Origin of the sequence: Actinomadura terrae, from assembly GCF_022751215.1 — a bacterium.
Classification (GTDB): domain Bacteria; phylum Actinomycetota; class Actinomycetes; order Streptosporangiales; family Streptosporangiaceae; genus Spirillospora; species Spirillospora terrae.
On sequence record NZ_JAICDG010000002.1, the window covers coordinates 1,025,386 to 1,042,834 of the forward strand.

The window sequence follows — 17,449 nt, forward strand, 5'->3', positions numbered from 1 at the left end:
CGCGCAACGGGCCCCGCGGCCTCGCTGCCCCTTACGCGGATGTGTGGGTGACGGCAGTGGACGGCACATGGTGCCCGACTGCGGCATCGTTCGCGATCGCGCAGCAGCCCGCGCCTAGCGGCCCGTCACGCGGACCTGGGGGTGACGGTGGTGGACGCACGAATGGTGCCCGTCTGCGTCCAGCGTCCCGGTGCGCCGTTGACGATCGCGAGGCGGCCCGCAACGCGGACCTGTCGATGACGATGGGGGACGCGCGGACGGTGCCTGGCTGCGTCGAGCGTCCCGGTGCGCCGTTCGTGATTGCGTGGTGGCCCGTCACGCGGTGCTGTGGTCACGAGCGGCGACCCGGGCTGTTCCGCCGGGCGGGGGAGGAGGAGGCGCGGCGGTTGCTGTGCCGCCAGTTCGTGAACCTCGTGGACGCCTGCATGCGAGCGCGAGGGCCGCGACCCCGCGTCCCTCGGCAGGCTCGTCAAGGTGGGTCGTGTCGTGGACGTTCCGTACGCGTCGCCGGAGCGGTTCACCAACAGCGTCGTGGGTGACCGGGGGCGGACTTCGAGCGCGCGGTCCTCCTCGGCGGGGCCGGTCAGCCGGTGAGCCCGGTGGTGAAGCCGGTCTCCGTCAGCTCAGCCGTCTCCGCCGAGTACGTGGCGAGCAGCGACGGCGGCAGCGGCATCCACGCGCAGCCCCCGACGGCGAGCGTGTGCAGTCCGGCGCGCTCGATCGCCGGGGCGGCCGGTGGGGCGCCGAAGCCCGGGAGCGTGCGCAGCGGCACTCCGGAGCGGACCGCCGTCCCCATGAGGTAGGACGTCAACCACACCGAGAACACGAACAGTTCGCCCAGGTCGTCGGCGGTCTTCTGGAGCCGGGGGCTCGGCGCGGTCAGCCGGTCGAAGCTTGCCCTGAGGTCGCGCGCGTCCAGGCCGTGGGCGGCGGCCATGTCGGTCCAGGGGCGCTGGATCCACAGCTGGCGGCCGTTGTGGACGGTCCGCGCGAGCACCAGCGCGCGGCACTTGTTGAGCCACGGGCAGAAGTCGATCGAGTGGGCCAGCGCCTCGTGGGACGGGTCGTAGGCGGGCTCGGCGGTGAACCAGGCCGCGCGCCGCTCGCCGTGGTCGCCGTTCCCGGCGATGCTCTCCAGGCCGCAGTGCTCGACCAGGCTCGGCACCGACACGTAGGCCTCGATGCCGCGCGATTCCAGGAACTCGCGCATCACGTCGTCGTCGTCCCGCCACCAGCAACTGAGCGTGGTCGCGAACTCCACGAAGTCGCCGACGTATTTCGTGGGCAGGACGAGGGCGAGCGTCGGGAAGTACTCCGTGCCCATCTCCTGGACCCAGGTCGCGCCCGCCGCGCCCGCGAGCCGGATCGCGGCGCCGTTCATCGAGCTCCAGTTGGCGTAGAAGGTGAGCGCGGCGTCCGGGAACAACCGCACCCCCGTCTCGACCCGGCGCAGGAACTCGGGGGACAACTCCACGTCGTCCTGGACGACGAGGTGGTGGGTCGCGCCCGGCTCGGCGGCGCCCCACGCGAGGATGGCGGTCCGCAGCGGGAACTGCCGCTCGGGAGGCGACGGGTCGGTGACGACCCTGGCCCCGTCCAGCCGCCCGGCGAGGGCGGCGGCCTCCCGGGCCCGCTTGGAATGGCTCATGATGGCGATGCTGACCCGGGGGCCGCCCGACTGAAGTCCCATCTCACCCGCCTTTTCGATCTTTGCATCGAGTGTGGGCGATATTGGCAATCTTGGCAAGGTCAACTTGCCAAGTTGCCTTCGCGTCGGCGAGCGGCGGCGAAGCCCTGCGCGGTGAACGTCCCGGAGAAGTACAGCCCGAGCGCCTGCCGCCCACCGCCGGAAGCGCCGCCGCCCACCTCGCAGGTGCTGGGAGCGCGGGCCGCGTGTTGCTGGGCCACCTCGTGCCGGTCGGGGGACGCCCCGCCGCTTGTGCCGGGCGTGCCGCGAGCCGGGGCCGCGCGTTGCTCGCCACGTTGCACCGACCGACGGCCGCCCTGGTGCCGGCGTCGCCCCGCCTCTCCGGTTGACGCGCAGCCCCCGCTGGACGTGTCGCGAGCTGAGCTGCGCGGCTGGGGGCGTCGTGCCGGACAGGGCCGCGCCTGCGACCAGTACGCCGCCCACCGCCAACCCGCAGATCTGCATGAGGCCGTCGGTCATGGCGAGGACGGGCCGTCCGAGCAGGTAGCCCTCCGCCGCGAAAACGTCGGTGAGCAGCCCGTGCCTGACCCGCCGATCGGTGGAGGCGCCGCGACTTGCGCCGCCCGTGCCGCGAGTCCGGGCCGTGCTTTGCCTCGCCAGGTCGCACCGATCGGCCGATGCGACCGGCAGGAGCGGACCGGCCGCGATCACCAGGTAGGGCGCGCCGAGCAGCGCGTACAGCAGGACGATGAGCCACCCCCGCCACGCGTCCGGGACTAAGCGTCCGACTGCCGACATCCCAAGGGCGGAGTAGGCGAACAGCCCCCCCGCGTCCCGGGGCGCGTACAACACGAACAGCAACTCGCAGCCGACGACGAGCCCCTCCGGCAAGCCCAGCGCGAGGTAGACGCGCTGCTATCCCGACCGCGTCCACAGCTGCCGCGTTGCTCCGCCAGGCCGCGCCCACCATCGGACGCGCCGCCACCCGTCCCGGACGTGCTGCGAGCCGGGGCCGCGCGTTGTTCGGCCACGCTGCACCGACCAAGGGCCGCCCCCGCGTCGCCCGCGACCAGTACGCCGTCTGACGCCGGGGGTCGAGGACGGGGCGTGGGTTAGCTGAGCTGGAAGACGTGGTCCTTCAGGTCCTGGACGAGTCGGTAGTCGCGCATCATCGCTTCGTCCGTTTCGGCGCGCAGGTAGACGCGCATGGTGCTTGTTCGCAGGTCGACGGTGGGACGGATACGGTCGCCCTCCCGCAGTTTGAGGAGCACGCCGTACACGCCGGGTAGGTTCTCGATCTGCTTCACGACCGTCCAGTCGATTCGGGCGACGACGCCGTCCTGAGTGGTCGGGGTCGCGTAGACGCCTGCGGCGAGGAGGCGGGTGTAGCGGCGGCCTGCGCGGTCGCGGAGGAACGTTTCGGGGCTGGTGTAGGCGAGTGCGGTCAGGGCGGCCTGGTTGCCGCCTAGGCACTCGTCGTGGAAGCCGGGGTCCAGGTGGCTCGCTAGGCGGGCGCCGGCCTCGATTAGTGTCGGGCCGTCCGGGGTGACGATCACCTCGGCGTGGGCGGGGCCGTGGTCGATGCCGAGTGCGTCGAGGGCGCTGCCGACGTAGGGGATCAGGTCCGCCACCACGTCCTCGTCTGGAGCGACGAGGAGTTCGAGATCGTAGGCGTTGCGGGTGCCGAGCAGCCGCTTCTGCGACCGCCAGACCCCGCAGGTGTAGCGGGCGCCCCGGCAGCACACCATGTCGACGACGTACTCGGTGCCCGCCAGATACGACTGGACGAGGACGGCCGTGTTCGGCTCGCCGTAGACGGTCCGGGAGCGGAGCACGGTCTCCGCCGCGTCCCGGACCTGGTCGGCGTCCGCGCAGATCTCCACGCCGTCGGTACCGGACGAGGCCAGCGGCTTGACCACCACCGGGTAGGCGCCGCGGCTTTCGGCCCAGGCGACCGCTTCCGGTGCGTTCGAGGCGCGGACCTGCTCGGCGCATCGGACCCCGGCCCGGCGCAGCGCCTCGGTCATCTCGAACTTGTCGCGGCGGGCCGCGGACAGCGCCGTGCCGTTGGTCGGCAGGCCGAGGCGCTCGGACAGCTCGTCCGCCAGCGGGACGCCCGGCTCCTGCCCGGCGCCCACCGCGATCGGGTCGAGCGCGGCGAGCCGGGCGGCCGTCGCCGCGGGGTCCGCGCAGAGCAGGGAGGGACGGTAGGCGGCGAGGCCCGTCCCGGCGATGGTGCTCCGGACGTGGACGACGTCGACGCCGAGCCGGTCGAAGGCCGAGGGCAGGAAGCTGCCGATGGAGGAGGCGTCCACCAGGACGGCGGTCGGGCGGGTCGGGGGCGGGGTGCGGTTCGCTGCTGCCATGACGCTGCCTGCCTCGTGCGGGAGCCTGGTTGACAGAAGGTTGCCAGATGGCTTGCCTTGTTGGCAATCAGAGAAGCCGGAGGCGGCCATGCGAGTTCTGATCCATTCGGCGTTCCCGCCGTTGCGCGGCCGTCCGACCGGCGGCGCCCAGCGTTACGCGGACGGCCTGCTGACCGCGCAGGAGGGCAGCGGCTTACGGTTCACCTGGGCGTGCCCGCCCGTGCCGGACGCCCAGCGCCCCTTCGTCCGGCGGGACGTGAAGGTCGTCGACGAGCTGCGCGCCGTCGACGGCCTGCGGGTGGCGGGCGCGCCCGGCACCGCCGAGACGACCGGTCCCGTCGAGGTCCACCACGACCTGTGCCTGCTGGCCCGGCTCGCCGTCGACGCGGACGTCGTGGTCACCATCGACGTGCACTTCCCGCTGCGCACCGGCGTGCCGGTCGTCCTGTGGCTGAACAACCTCGGCTACCCGCCGGAGACCCGCAGCGTGTTCGGCCTGAACTGGGACGCGGCGGTCGTGCCGTCCGACTACCTCGCCCGCTGCCTGCGCGCCTACCTGCCCGCCGAGCGCTGGTGCGGCGTGCCGCCCCCGGTGCGGGTGATCAGCCCGGGCCTGGACGTCCACGAAATGGACGCGCCGAACCCGGACGACGGCCCCTGCCTGACGTTCCCGCACCGTCCCGACCCGGGCAAGGGGTTCGGCACGGCGGCGCGGGCCGTGGCGGAGCTGCGCCGTCGCGGACATGGCCACCGGCTGCTCGTGCCCGAGCCGCCGCCGGGCCGCCTGCTGCCCCAGCACCGCGAGCACGTCCGGGAGCGCCGGGCGTTGGTGCGGCGGCTCGGGCTGGAGGGCGCGGTCGCCTTCCACGACTGGGTCCCCGGCGAGCGCATGCCCGGCTACCTGCGCCGCGGGCAGTGGGCGCTGTGCCCGAGCGAGCTGCCGGAGTCGTTCGGGCTGGCGATGGTCGAGCCGCTCGCGGTCGGCGTCCCGGTGATCGCGACGCCCGCGGGCGCGGTCGCCGAGACCGTTCCTCCGGGGCACGGGGTCGAGCTCGTCGAGTTCGGCGACTGGCACGCCGTCGCCGACCGCGTCGAGCGCGGCCTGCCCCGGGAGGAGGTCGAGCGGGGGCGCGCCTACGTGGCGCGCGAACTCGGCTGGGAGCGCTGCGCCTCAGGCTGGCGGGACGCCTTGGCCGCGACTCGCAAGTCCTACGCCCAGCTCGTCCCCGGGCCGGTCGCGTCCGATCCGCCCTGGATCCGGACAATGCCGTCGGGACGGCGGTGGCACGACTACGAGCAGCGCTTCCTGCCCGAGGACGAGGGGTAAGGACGCGCCCGTCAGCTCACGATGCCGGGCCGGGGCCGGTGTGGTCTCGGCCGCGCCGGTCAGGTCACGATGCCCGGGCCCGGGCTGGCACCGGGGCCTAGCGGCCGTCCACGGGTGCCGGACGGTGTGGTCTCGGCCGCGTGTTCGCCGTCGTCGGGCCGGTCGCCCTCCGAACGGAGAATGCCGCGTTCCACCGCCCGCACCCCCGCCTGGAACCTGCTCCGCGCGCCAAGCATCTGCATCAGCTCGGCGGTGATGCGGCGCGTCGTCCGCAGCGACACCCCGAGGCGGCGCGCGATCGTCTCGTCGGTGTGCCCGTCGGCGAGCAGCCGCAGCACGGCCAGCTGCTGCGGGGTCAGGTCGTCGCCGCCCCGCCGCCGGGGATGGCTGAGGCTCAGCTCGGCGGACTTGTCCCAGACGGCCTCGAAGTGCTCGCACAGCGCGTTGACGATCCCGGTGCCGCGCACCAGCAGCGCGCCCGAGGACTCCTCGTCGGGGTCGACCGGGACGAGCGCCGCCTCCCGGTCGTAGATCAGCAGCCGCTGCGACAGCGCGCCGTAGGTGCGCACCAGCGCGCCCGCCTCCGAGAGCCACTGCGCGTACTCAAGGGTGAGGCTGTCGTTGTAGATGCTCTGCACGTACACGGTGCGGACGAGGACGCCGCGCCGCAGGATCGCCTGGTCGAGCGGGCGGCTCGCCTCCATCGCCTCCCGGTTCTGCGCGCCGCGCGGCGCGAACGCCATCAGCTCCGCCTCGCATGCGGCGGCGAGCTCCTCGATGCGCAGCCGGACCTCGTCCAGGCCCGCCAGGTGCTCGACCTCGGGATGCTGGAGGTGGCGCTGCCGGGAGTGCTGTTCGATCAGTTCCATCACGGCGCGCCGGTTGGCGGCCAGCTCCTGCTGGCGCCGCAGCAGCTCCTGCTCCTCGCGGGCGAGCAGGGAGGAGAAGCCCACGGCGGGGTTGACGGCGAGCAGCGTCTCCGGCTGCTCCCACGAGGGCCGCACCAGCGACAACTCCGCGAGCTCGTCCAGGACGCCGCGCACCTGTTCCGGGGACCAGCCCAGCAGGTCGCCCAGTTGGCCGACCCCGTACTTGGGGTTGTCGAGTATCGCCCGGTACAGCCTCGCCGCGTCCGACCGCAACCCGATGGACTCGAACACACCGCCTCCCTGGGCACGCGTCGGGTACCACCGAGTCTCTCGTGCGGCGTGTTTGTTAGCAACCTTTACAGTCAAGCCATAATAATCTTCTATCCGTTCCGGCTATCACCAGGCCGTTGATGAAACGGTAGTGGAGATGCCCCCCGTGCCCAGGTGCCTGACCTGGAAGGATGGTCATGGCCCACCCTTTTCGGGCAGCCGATTAGGGGGCGGCCCGCCGTGGCGCGACGGTAGGGGTTGACATGCGGCGCCGGTTCTGATTCGCCCGGACGGGTGGGAAGCGTGTCACTTTCCTGCCACTGCATGCATCTGACAGCGCGCCATGGCACCCGTGTTTTTGCATCAATTTTAAGCTGGTCAGGATAGGCCAGCGGCGGTCGATGTCGACCAGGGATCGAATGGTGTACATAGTCAAAGCCAGACTGACCGGTCAGTCACCCGGGGGCGCGCAGCGGATCGCCTCCAGCCTGCGGACCTTCGTCGCCCAGGGCAACGGCGTGGAGCACCTGCACGCCAAGCTCGAACCGGACGCGACGGAGGTCGTCTTCTTCCTGCTGGCGGAGACGGCGCGCCGGGCCGAGGCGATGACCGTCGAGATCTGCCTGCGGGCGATGCGCATGGCGGGCTGCCAGGACTGGTCCGTCGCGCAGTGCATGGTCACGGTCGTCGACCAGGCCGAGGAGCTCATCCTGTCGGACCGCCCCCCGCCCGAGGACGAGCCCAACGGCGGCGCCCCGGCCCGTCCGGCCGCCCCGGCCGACCCCTGCGACGCCGGGCATCTGGACGAGCCGTGCGTCGGCGCCGACGCCTGCGCCGCCGAACCGGACCCCGCCCCGCCGCCGTCCGCGCTCGGCGGGCGGGCGCCGAGGATTCCGGCGCGGGTGCCGTCCACGCGGATGCTCAGGTCGATGAACGAGCGGTACGTGCTGAGCCTGATCAGGCAGCTCGAAACGGTGTCGCGCGCCGACCTGGCGCGGCTGTCGGGGCTGTCGAAGCCCACGGTCTCCTCGGTGGTGGCGAACCTGGAGACGCGCGGCCTCGTCGAGCGGTCCGGGCACCGGGCGGGCTGCCCCGGCCGGGCCCCCACGCTGTTCACGGTTGGGCACAACGCCGGCTGGGTGCTCGGCGTGGAGGTGCGGGACGGCGCCGCGCACTGGGCCGTCTCGCGGATCGACGGCAAGGCGCGCTCGACGCGGGTGTCGGCGCTGCGCGGCGAGCAGACCCTCGCCGGCGTCGCGGCGGAGGTCGATCTCGTCTGCCGCCAGGCCGAGATCACGCGGGCCGACCTCGCGTGCGTGGTCGCCGGGTTCTCCTCGGCGCCGTGCGAGACGGCGGACGCGCCGCCGCGCCGGACCTGCCACGCCACCCTCGACCGCGCCCTCCACCGGCTCTTCGGCCCGCGCTACTCGGCGCGCCGGGGCGTGGAGATGGAGGTGCTGTTCCGCTACCGGGAGGGCCGGCGGGCTCCCGCCGCGTCAGTGAGCACCACCGTCTACGTGACGGTGGAGTCGTCGGTCGACATCGGCGTGCTCAACGACGGCGCCCTCCACCCGCCGGACGCCTCGGTCTGCACCCCCGGGGCGTCCCGGGGGAGCGCGCCCTCCGATCTCGAACGCATCGTGGCGGCGCGCGGCGGCGGGCCCGTCATGCGTCCGCGGGAGCTGGCGGACGCGGTCGGACGCGGCGACGCGCGCGCGACGGAGCTGCTCGCGGAGCTGGCGGTGCTGACCGCGCGGCTGCTGCGCCCGGTGCTGGCGATCGCGCGCCCCGGGCTGCTGGTGTTCGCCGGACGGCTCGCGGAGGTGCCGGGGTTCGTGGACGCGGTGCGGGCGGAGCTGGCCGGAACCGCGCCCGGCGGCATGCCGCCGATGGAGGTCGGCGGGGGCGGCGGCGAGGCGGTGCTGGACGGCTGCCTCGTCGAGGCCTGCGACCTGGCCTGGCAGCACATATTCGACGGGCTGGCGGGGGTGTGAGCGGGCGCCGCGCCGCCCCCGGCGAGTACTCCGGGCGACCGGCCCTTGATCAGCCAGTGACATGCTAATGCCATTGCAGGGTCGTGACACTCGCCGCCTCTTGGCTTCCGATTGGAACCTATCAAGAATCACCTGTGAAAGAACTTCGAGGTTTCAAGGGAGTGGAACAGTGATCATCACGATGCTTCGGAGCGGTCATTTCATGTTCACCTCCGAAGGAGGAGATTCGTCGGGCACCAATGGCTGGGGTTGAAGCGCGACGGGGTCCGTGGCGGAGAATCCGATGCGTCTCGCCTGGAAAGGCGCAGGGTCGTGAGGGGGCCGCGGGGCCGCGCGGCGGAGGCCCGGGCGGCGCCAGGGGCGGCCTGCTCCCACGCGGCGACGGCGGTGGCCGCGCCCCGGCCGGGCCCGGCCTGCCCGGCCGCGACTCCGGCGGCGCCCGCCCTCGGCGGATGTGCGCGGCCGCGCGGTGTGCTCGATCATCAGGGGGTATGGGATTTCATCGCACTTGTCCTTTTCTGTGGCGCGTGCGGTGTCCTCGACGCTTCCCTGCGCGCCCAGGCGGCGGCCGTGGAGCGGATTAGCGGAAAGCGCCTCGCGCCCGCGCCGCGCGGAGCGCGGCATTCCGGAGCCCCGGGGCCGCTCCTGGCGGCGGCGGTCGGCCTGGGAGTGGCGATGACCGCGGACGAGGGCCCCGTGGCCGAGGACGTCCTCGGCTACCTGCTGCTGGGCCTCGGCCTCGCCGACACGGTCCCCGCGCACGGCGGGGCCGGGTCGCCGCCCGACCCGTCCAGCAAGCCCAACTCGCCCGCCAAGCCCAACCCGCCCAACCCGCCCAACTCGCCCGCCGAGCCCAGCACGTCCGGCGCGCCCGTCCCGGCGTGCCCGTTGCCGAAGTCGGCATCCGGTTGGCACGACCGCCTCACCCGCGAGCGGACGCCGCCCATGGACGGACTGGAGATCGACTGGCCGTGAGCGGCCACTAAGGGGATCGGCGAAGGCCGGCGGCTGACGAGCCGCCGGCCTTCCGTGCTGCCTGGACGCGGCCGGCCCGGGAGGCCGCCGCGCCCGCGCATGGTCACAACCGGTCTTTGGCACCTTCTTGCCAACTTAGGCAAACCTGTGCCAACATCGGTTGCCAGAAGCTCCGGGGGCGCCCCACCGAGCCCGACATCACGGCAGCACGCGTATCACGACGCGGAGCGGAGGCCCGGCATGACCTCGCGAACCTCATTCGCCCCGGAGCGGCCCTTTCCCCTGGAGGCCGCCCAGATCGACCGGTTCACCCGGCTCGGTTACCTCGTCCTTCCCGCCTTCCTGCCCGATGACCTGGTCGAACGGCTGAAGCCCGAGGCCGACCGCTGGGTGGACGAGGGCCTGCGGGACGCATCCATCCAGGCCTGCGTCGACCCCGCCGTGCAGGGCCCGCCGCCCGTCCTGGAGATCGAGCTGGCGGCGCACGGCGAACTCGTCGGCCACCCGCCGCTGATGGACGTCCTCGCCCAGCTCATGGGCCCGGAGTTCGTCTTCCACCACATGCACTCGCACCGGCAGGACCCCGGGGTCCCGGGCAAGAACTGGCACCACGACTACGAGCAGAACCCGCAGGCCGAGCGCACCCACACGATGATCCACACGCTGCACTACCTGGACGGGATCGACGCGGGCACGGCGCCGCTCGCGGTGCTGCCCGGGTCGCAGCACGAGGTGGCGGCCAAGGACGCCCGCGACGGCCACGGCACCGCCGAGCTGCCGGGCGAGGTCGTCATCGACCGGCTGCCGCCCGGCTCGACGGTCGTGCTGCACTCCGCGCTGTTCCACGCCCGGCGCCCGAACCCCCGCCAGGGCGACCGGCCCCGCTACCTGATCGACACCTCGTACTGCCAGGTGGGCCACCGCTGGCCGCCGGTCAAGCCGTTCTGGCGCCACATGCTGCGGCGCGGCCGGGACCTCGGGCTCGACCGGGGCCGCCCGGAGCTGTTCGCCGAGCGCCACTTCGAGGAGTACGTCCGGCCGGCCTGACCGGCGTTCGTCATCCGACCATCTGTTCAGGGAGGAACTGGATGCTGTACTCGGGAGTGTCCTGGGGAGCCACCGGCTACGAGGTCGAGGTGGTGGACCGGGACGGCAGGCAGGTGGCGCCGCCGACGCGCTTCGGCGCGGACCGGGTCGACGACATGATCGGCTTCCTGCGCGACACTGGCCGCGCGCACGCCGACACCGACATGGCCACGGTGGTCGACAGCACGAACGGCGTGCTGGACGGCCGCATGATGGCGGCGGGCCTGACGATGTACCGGGCGGACCCGCCGGCGCTGCCGGAGCGTCCGGTGTTCGGGTCCGTCCCGGCGGGCGCGCTGGCCCGCGCGGCGGCCCGCGACCTGTCGGCGCTGGCCAGGCTGGAGCGGACGTCGGGCACGCAGACCGGGCGCGAGGACGTCCTTCGCGCCGACATCGCGGCGAGCGCCGAGCGCACCGCCGCGCTGACCGGCGCGGGACGCTGCCTCGGCCACGGCGACCGCTCCCGCCGCGAGGTCGCGCTGACCTTCGACGACGGCCCGCTGCCGCCCTACACCGGCCGGGTCATGGACGTGCTGGAGCGCTACGGCGTCCCCGCCACGTTCTTCTGCGTCGGCATCAACGTCGAGGCGGGCTCGGAGGAGGTCGCGCGCATGCGCGAGCAGGGCCACACGGTCGCCAACCACACCTGGTCGCACCCGTTCCTGCCGGAGCTGACCCGCTCTCAGCTCGCCGCGCAGATCGACCGGACCAACGAGGCCGTTGCCGGTGCGTCCGGCGGTGCGGCGCCCACGCTGTTCCGCCCGCCCTACGGCTCGCGGACCCCGCAGGTGCTCGACTGGCTGGAGGCGATGGACCCGACCGTCGTGCTGTGGGACGTCGAGCCCGACGACTGGTCGATGCCCGGCGCGGACGAGATCGCGCGCATCGTCCTGGACGGCACGCGCCCCGGTTCGATCATCCTGTTGCACGACGGCGGCGGCGACCGCTCGCAGACCGTCGACTCGCTGTCCCCGATCATCGAGGGGCTGCTCGCCGACGACTACACGTTCGTGTCGGTTGAAGACATGACGGCCGCTGCCCAGGGGGTGGCGGCGTGCTGACCACGCGTCCCGCCGCGAACTGGGCGGGCAACGTCGTGTTCCAGGCCGCGCGGGTGCACCGCCCCACCTCCCTGGACGAGCTGCGCCGCCTCGTCGCGGGCGCGACCCGCGTGAAGGCGCTCGGCAGCGGCCACTCCTTCAGCGCGGTCGCCGACACCACCGGCGACCTCGTCCGGGTGGACGGGCTGCCCCGCGCGATCGAGATCGACGCGGCGAACGCGACCGTGACGGTGTCGGCCGGGCTGCCCTACGCCGACGTCGCCGCCGCGCTGCACCGGGCGGGGCTCGCGCTCCCGAACATGGCGTCGCTGCCGCACATCTCGGTCGCCGGGTCGTGCGCGACCGCGACGCACGGGTCGGGGAACGCGCTGCGCGTCCTCGCCTCGTCGGTGTCGGCGCTCCAGCTCGTCGGGCCCGGCGGCGACCTGGTCGAGCTGAGCCGCGCCGCCGACCCGGACACGTTCCCGGGCGCGGTCGTCGCGCTCGGCGCGCTCGGCGTCGTCACCCGGATCACGCTGGACGTCGAGCCGGGGTTCGAGGTGACCCAGCGCGTCCGCCTGGCCGTGCCGCTGGAGGAGGTGGCCGAGCGGTTCGAGGACGTGTCGGGCGCCGCCTACAGCGTCAGCGTGTTCACCGACTGGCGCGACCCCGACGCGTCGGTGTGGCTCAAGCACCGCGCCGACCGGCCGAGCAGCGGCTGGGACGGCGGAATCGCGGCGGACGCCCCCGTCCACATGGTGCCCGGGATGCCGACCGAGTCGTGCACCGGGCAGATGGGCGTCGCCGGGCCGTGGCACGAACGGCTGCCGCACTTCCGCCCGGGCGTCGTGCCCGGCGCGGGGGAGGAGCTCCAGTCGGAGTACTTCCTGCCGCGCGAGGCCGCCGCGCCCGCGTTCGCCGCGCTGCGCGGCCTCGGCGACCTGCTGGAGCCGGTGCTGCACATCGCGGAGGTGCGCACCGTCCGGGCGGACGAGATCTGGCTGAGCCCCGCGTTCGGCCGCGACTCGGTCACGCTGCACTTCACCTGGGTCCGGGACGCGGCGGCCGTGGCGCCCGTGCTGGCCGCCGTCGAGGAACGGCTGGTCCCGCTGGGCGCCCGGCCGCACTGGGGCAAGCTGACCGCGCTGACCGGAAAGGAGATCGCCGCCCTCTACCCGCGCGCGGACCGGTTCGCGGCGCTGCTGCGCGACCACGACCCGGAAGGAACGTTCCGCAACGACCTCCTGGACGAACTCTTCCCGCCCGGCTGATGCCGAACGACTCCTGAGGGGGCCGCGCGGCTCCCTCAGGAGGTCGGCCGATCAGATGGCGAGCTTCAGCTCGTCCAGCAGGACGAACCGGTACCCGCGCTCCTGCAACCCCTCGATGATCAGCGGGACGGACGCGACCGTCCGCGACCGGTCCCCGCCGCCGTCGTGCAGCAGGATCACCGACCCGGGCTCGGTCTTGCGCAGCACGTCGGCGGCGATCTTCTCGGGGCTCGGCAGCGTCCAGTCCTCGGCGTCGACGTCCCAGGTCACGGTCGTCACGTCCTCCTCGGCGAGCCAGCCGACGACCTCCGGCGACCGCGAGCCGTAGGGCGGGCGGAAGTAGCGGACGGGTTCGCCGTCGATCCGCGGCAGCACCTCGAACGTCCGCGCGAGCTGTTCGCGGAGCTGCTCCTGGGTGAGGTCGGGCAGGTAGGCGTGCGACCAGGTGTGGTTGGCGACCGTGTGGCCGGCGGCCAGCATCCGCCCGGTCTCCTTCGACCGTTCCAGCGCGTTGAGCCCGACGCAGAAGAACGTGGCGGGCACGCCGTAGTGGTCGAGGATGTCGAGGACCTGGCCGGTGTAGGGCGGCTGCGGGCCGTCGTCGAAGGTCAGCGCGACCACCCGCTCGTCGCGGGCACCGTGGGTGAACCAGCGGCCCGCCGCGCGCAGCGGCGCCTCGGCCGCCGCGCTCCTCTTCATCGTGGCGAGCTGCTCGTCCACGCGTCCGGTGAGCGTCCCGTCGTCGATGGTGAGCCGGTCGAGCTGGGCGAGGTCGCGGCGGGCGGCCTCGGCGAGGTCGGCGGCGCGCACCGAGCCGAGCACGGGCCGCTCGGGCAGCGACCACGGGTCCGCGCGGTGCACCCGCAGCCCGACGGCCATCAGCAGGCCGTCGATGATGCCGTTGGTGCTGTCCACGACGCTGACCAGCTCCTCGTCGGACCGGTCGGCGACGCTCCGCAGGTGGGCGACCAGGGCGTCGCGCTCGGTCGAGCCGAACCGCTCGGACGGGACGGGCGCGCCCCCGGAACCGGCGTCGCGGGTGAACATGACCTCGTAACCACTGGAGTGCCAGGCGACACCGGCGTACAGCATGGGGGACTCTCCTTCTTTGGGGCGCGGCGGTCGAAGACCGGAGACGAAGCGGGGTGGGACCAGGGGTGGGAGGGGAACGGGACGGGCGGGCGCGCGACGGCCGGGGCCGCGCGCACCCGCCCCGCGTACATACCCGTCAGGCGGTCTCGATCGGCGCCGCCGGGACATCAGTTGACACGGCACCCGACGAGACGCGTCCGGCTTCGGCCAGCACCGTCTCCCGGTAGCGCTCGCTCAAGCCCAGCACGGACGGCAGCACGCGGCACTCGCCGAGGTCGCCGTCGCCGAACGGGAGCGCGAGCCCGAGCAGCGGCAGCACGTCGAGGGAGTCGGCGTCGTCGAACAGGTCCGAGACGTCCGGCGCCGGGACGCGGGTCCGGGAGTCGATCTCGGCGCCGACCACGAGCAGGTCGGTGCCCTCGGCCTTGCCGCGCACGACGCCGAGCGTGCGGCCGTGCCCGGAGACGGCGGCGGCGACCTCGTCGCGGACCTCCGGGTAGAGCCGGTTGCCGTCCTCCCAGCCGTAGGCGCGGGTGATCTCGACGTCGAGCGTCGGCCACTTGGCGAGGAAGTAGCGGCTGTTGGCGCGGTAGGACTCCTGGTCGGTGGCGGCGTCGCGGTTGTGGGGAAGGTGCATGCCGTACACGTCGTCGCCGAGCACGAGCGGGGTGCCGGTCGCGTAGACGCGGTACCCCCACTCCTGGTCCTCCGAGCCCCAGCCGCGGAAGTTCTCGTCGAACATCAGGTCGTGCCGGCGGACGGTCTCGGCGGGCAGCGCGACGAGGCCCGTCCAGACCAGCGACCACGGCAGCGGGACCGACTCCAGCACCTTGCGGTCGTCGGCCCACACCTCGCCGGCCTGCTCCAGGTCGTCCAGCAGCGCGCGGTGGCCGCCGTAGGCGAGGACGCCGCTCGCGTCCTGGCCGGACATCGTGAGCTCGGTGCCGTTGGGCGCGTGCTCGACGACGCAGCTGTAGCCGAGCGCCTTCCCGAGGACGCACACGTTCTGGTGCCCCGCGAAGTACCGGTCGTAGAGGGTGTCGAGCACCTGCGGGGGCAGCACCATGTCGGCGTCGAGCAACATGATGATCCGGCCGGTCGCCTGCCGGATCGCGAGGTTGCGCGCCTGGGCGACGTTCCACTCGTCGTCCGACAGCACCGAGGTCAGGTTCAGCTTCCCGGTGAACTCGCGGCAGGCCGCGACGTACTCCTCGCTGTACTCCATGGCGCCGACGACGACCTCGAACTCCGCCGCGTCCATGGTCTGTTCGGCCAGCGAGCCGAGCACCGATCGGATGTTGTCCAGCCGCTGCTTGTAGGGGATCACGACGCTGATCTTCAGGTCGGCCATCTGCGCTCCTTGCCGGATCGGCGAGTTGCCAAACTTTGGCAATATAATGCCATCCGGGCAGCGAAATCACCATAGATCGCGGGGGACGGCTCCCTCCAGTGTCGGGGACGCCGCGGCGCGCGGCGGGCGAAGCCGTGACAGCCTCCTGCCACGGCACCAACTTGACAGCCCCTTTCCTCGTCTTGCCGACCGCCGGACGCACACAATCGGGAACGCGAGGCCGGTGACACCTTGGGAGAGTGGCATGCCGCAGACACGCGACGACCTGATCCGGCACGACCCGACCGACACCTCCGCCGCGAACGGCGACGGGGCCGCCGCGCGGACGCTCGCCGGGCGCTGGCACTTCACGGGCCCCGACGAGACCGTGAACGACGCCCTCTACGCGGCGGTGACCGGCGGCCCCGTGACGCGGAGCCGCACGAGCCTGACGCTCGCGCCCGGCACGAGGGTCTCGGGCAACGCCTTCTTCGGCCGGTTCCCCGCGACCTACTGGCAGCGCTGGACGGACGCCGACGAGGTCCGCGTCGAGCTGACCGTCACCGGTTCCGGACGGCTGTCGGCCGCCGCGTCCGACGTGCGAGGCCCCGCCCGCGTCGTGACCGCGCGCACCGTGAGCGACGCCGACCGGGAGCGGGTCGTGCTGGCGGCGCCGCTGGACCTGTACGCCGACGGCGGCGCGATCTGGGTCGAGCTGGAGACGGCGGACGGGCAGCGCCTCACGGTCGAGGACGTGCGCTGGACGGTCGCGGCGCCCGCGTCGCGGCGTCCGACCTCGCTCGCGTTCGCGACCTACAACCGCCCCGACTACTGCCGCGACCTGCTGCGCGCGCTGGCCGCCGACGACGTGGCCCGGGCCCGGCTGGAGCGGATCTACATCGTCGACCACGGCGACCACGTCACCGCGCAGGACTGGTACGCGGAGATCGCGGCCGAGTTCGGCGACCGGCTCCAGCACACCCCGCAGCCGAACCTCGGCTCGTCGGGCGGCTGCAACCGGGGCCTGTACGAGGTGGCGCGGCACGCCAGCGAGAACGCGAACGTCATGTTCCTGGACGACGACATCCTCCTCGAACCCGAGGTGGTCGTCCGGCTGACGGCGTTCGGCGACCATGTCACCCGGCCGATGATCGTCGGCGGGCAGATGATCAACATCTTCCATCCGACCGTGCTGCTCGCCGACGCGCAGCGCACCGACATCGACGGCATCCAGCCCGGCAAGCCGATGCCGCACGCCTACGACGACGCGGACCTGCTCGTCCCAGACCCGGCGACCGGGCGCCCGCCGCTCCAGGAGCGCCGCCTCGACGCCGGGTACACGGCGTGGTGGGCCTGCCTGATGCCGATCGAGCTGGTCGACCGCGTCGGGTACATGCTGCCCGTCTGGGGCCAGGGCGAGGACGCCGACCTGTGCGCGCGCGCCCGCAAGAACGGGATCCCGACGATCATCCTGCCGGGCGCGGCCGTGTGGCACACCGACTTCTCGATGAAGGACCTCGACGACGTCAAGACCTACTTCATCCGGCGCAACTACCTGATCGTCGCGGCCCTGCACGGGAAGTTCCCGGTCGGCGCGCTGACCCGGCGGCTCGGCTCCGAGATCGCCCAGTGCATCCTCGACATGCGCTACGGGCTCGCCGCGACGATCCTCAGCGCGGTCGAGGACTTCCTCGACGGCCCGGACGACCTGTTCGACGGCGGCGCCGAACGCCTCCAGGACATCGCGAAGATGCGGTCCCGCTACCCCGAGACGCAGCGGCATCCCGCGACGGACGCGCCGGGCGCCCCGTCCAACCGGCTGGAGATCGTCACCCCCGGCCCGCCGCCCCGGCTGCCCGCCGCCGCCGCGGTCGGGCTCGCCGCAGCGCGGCTGCGCGGGCGGCACCGGTTCCAGCTCGGCGAGGTCGCGCACGACGAGGCGCACTGGTGGCACGTCGCCCGGTTCCGCACGGCGGTCGTCACCGACGCGTCGCAGGAGGGCGTCCGCGTCCGCCGCCACGACCAGGACGCGACCGTCGAGCTGAGCGTCCGCGCCGCGCGGACGCTGCTGCGCTTCAGCCGGACGGCGCAGGACGCGCGCCGCCGCTACTTCGAGGCGCTCCCCGAGCTCACCGGCCGCGCCAACTGGTCACGCCTGTACGAGACGGGCGAGTAGCGCAT

At 73.2% G+C, this 17,449-nt stretch carries 12 protein-coding genes; 7 read left to right on the top strand and 5 right to left on the bottom strand.

From position 1 onward, the window contains the following. Positions 1-583 precede the first annotated feature (583 nt). Positions 584-1,648: a hypothetical protein gene (locus K2F47_RS14745; protein ID WP_242903424.1), complete on the bottom strand. Its 1,065-nt coding sequence runs from the start codon at positions 1,646-1,648 to the stop codon at positions 584-586. A gap of 1,112 nt (positions 1,649-2,760) precedes the next feature. Then, positions 2,761-4,014, bottom strand: coding sequence for an ATP-grasp domain-containing protein (locus tag K2F47_RS14750; RefSeq protein WP_242903425.1), 1,254 nt, complete (start codon positions 4,012-4,014; stop codon positions 2,761-2,763). Positions 4,015-4,102: 88 nt separating this feature from the next. Between K2F47_RS14750 and K2F47_RS14755 the strand changes: the two genes are divergently transcribed. Further along, entirely contained in the window at positions 4,103-5,341 is a 1,239-nt protein-coding gene (locus tag K2F47_RS14755) for a glycosyltransferase family 4 protein (protein ID WP_242903427.1), read from the top strand. Between the two features lie 59 nt (positions 5,342-5,400). Here the strand turns inward: K2F47_RS14755 and K2F47_RS41385 are convergent, their stop codons facing one another. After that, complete coding sequence (locus K2F47_RS41385) at positions 5,401-6,501, bottom strand: helix-turn-helix domain-containing protein (protein WP_242903429.1); 1,101 nt, start codon at positions 6,499-6,501, stop codon at positions 5,401-5,403. Between the two features lie 398 nt (positions 6,502-6,899). Here K2F47_RS41385 and K2F47_RS14765 point away from each other — a divergent pair, with 398 nt between their 5' ends. The 5 genes from K2F47_RS14765 (at position 6,900) to K2F47_RS14785 (ending at position 12,846) form a co-directional block, all read left to right on the top strand. Beyond that, positions 6,900-8,474, top strand: coding sequence for an ROK family transcriptional regulator (locus tag K2F47_RS14765; RefSeq protein ID WP_242903431.1), 1,575 nt, complete (start codon positions 6,900-6,902; stop codon positions 8,472-8,474). Positions 8,475-9,149: 675 nt separating this feature from the next. After that, on the top strand, positions 9,150-9,449 hold the full coding sequence (locus K2F47_RS14770) for a hypothetical protein (RefSeq protein WP_242903433.1): 300 nt from the start codon (positions 9,150-9,152) through the stop codon (positions 9,447-9,449). Between the two features lie 240 nt (positions 9,450-9,689). Next, positions 9,690-10,496, top strand: a complete 807-nt coding sequence (locus K2F47_RS14775; protein WP_242903435.1) for a phytanoyl-CoA dioxygenase family protein — start codon at positions 9,690-9,692, stop codon at positions 10,494-10,496. Between the two features lie 41 nt (positions 10,497-10,537). After that, entirely contained in the window at positions 10,538-11,596 is a 1,059-nt protein-coding gene (locus tag K2F47_RS14780) for a polysaccharide deacetylase family protein (protein ID WP_242903437.1), read from the top strand. After that, positions 11,590-12,846 carry a D-arabinono-1,4-lactone oxidase gene (locus tag K2F47_RS14785; protein ID WP_242903439.1) on the top strand — a complete coding sequence of 419 codons (1,257 nt, stop codon included), beginning with the start codon at positions 11,590-11,592 and terminating at the stop codon, positions 12,844-12,846. The genes K2F47_RS14780 and K2F47_RS14785 overlap by 7 nt, the downstream gene beginning before the upstream one ends. A gap of 51 nt (positions 12,847-12,897) precedes the next feature. Here the strand turns inward: K2F47_RS14785 and K2F47_RS14790 are convergent, their stop codons facing one another. Both K2F47_RS14790 and K2F47_RS14795 read right to left on the bottom strand, forming a co-directional pair. After that, entirely contained in the window at positions 12,898-13,938 is a 1,041-nt protein-coding gene (locus tag K2F47_RS14790; protein ID WP_242903440.1) for a polysaccharide deacetylase family protein, read from the bottom strand. A gap of 136 nt (positions 13,939-14,074) precedes the next feature. Next, positions 14,075-15,289, bottom strand: a complete 1,215-nt coding sequence (locus K2F47_RS14795; RefSeq protein WP_242903442.1) for a glycosyltransferase family A protein — start codon at positions 15,287-15,289, stop codon at positions 14,075-14,077. 244 nt (positions 15,290-15,533) lie between these two features. Between K2F47_RS14795 and K2F47_RS14800 the strand changes: the two genes are divergently transcribed. Next, positions 15,534-17,444, top strand: a complete 1,911-nt coding sequence (locus tag K2F47_RS14800; RefSeq protein WP_242903444.1) for a glycosyltransferase — start codon at positions 15,534-15,536, stop codon at positions 17,442-17,444. Positions 17,445-17,449: the final 5 nt, after the last annotated feature.

Excerpts from the sequence above, each read along its gene's own strand:
- K2F47_RS14745 (WP_242903424.1), bottom strand. The coding sequence starts at position 1,648 with ATGAGCCATTCCAAGCGGGCCCGGGAGGCCGCCGCCCTCGCCGGGCGG.
- K2F47_RS14750 (WP_242903425.1), bottom strand. The coding sequence starts at position 4,014 with ATGGCAGCAGCGAACCGCACCCCGCCCCCGACCCGCCCGACCGCCGTC.
- K2F47_RS14755 (WP_242903427.1), top strand. The coding sequence starts at position 4,103 with ATGCGAGTTCTGATCCATTCGGCGTTCCCGCCGTTGCGCGGCCGTCCG.
- K2F47_RS14765 (WP_242903431.1), top strand. The coding sequence starts at position 6,900 with ATGGTGTACATAGTCAAAGCCAGACTGACCGGTCAGTCACCCGGGGGC.
- K2F47_RS14770 (WP_242903433.1), top strand. The coding sequence starts at position 9,150 with ATGACCGCGGACGAGGGCCCCGTGGCCGAGGACGTCCTCGGCTACCTG.
- K2F47_RS14775 (WP_242903435.1), top strand. The coding sequence starts at position 9,690 with ATGACCTCGCGAACCTCATTCGCCCCGGAGCGGCCCTTTCCCCTGGAG.
- K2F47_RS14780 (WP_242903437.1), top strand. The coding sequence starts at position 10,538 with ATGCTGTACTCGGGAGTGTCCTGGGGAGCCACCGGCTACGAGGTCGAG.
- K2F47_RS14790 (WP_242903440.1), bottom strand. The coding sequence starts at position 13,938 with ATGCTGTACGCCGGTGTCGCCTGGCACTCCAGTGGTTACGAGGTCATG.
- K2F47_RS14795 (WP_242903442.1), bottom strand. The coding sequence starts at position 15,289 with ATGGCCGACCTGAAGATCAGCGTCGTGATCCCCTACAAGCAGCGGCTG.
- K2F47_RS14800 (WP_242903444.1), top strand. The coding sequence starts at position 15,534 with ATGCCGCAGACACGCGACGACCTGATCCGGCACGACCCGACCGACACC.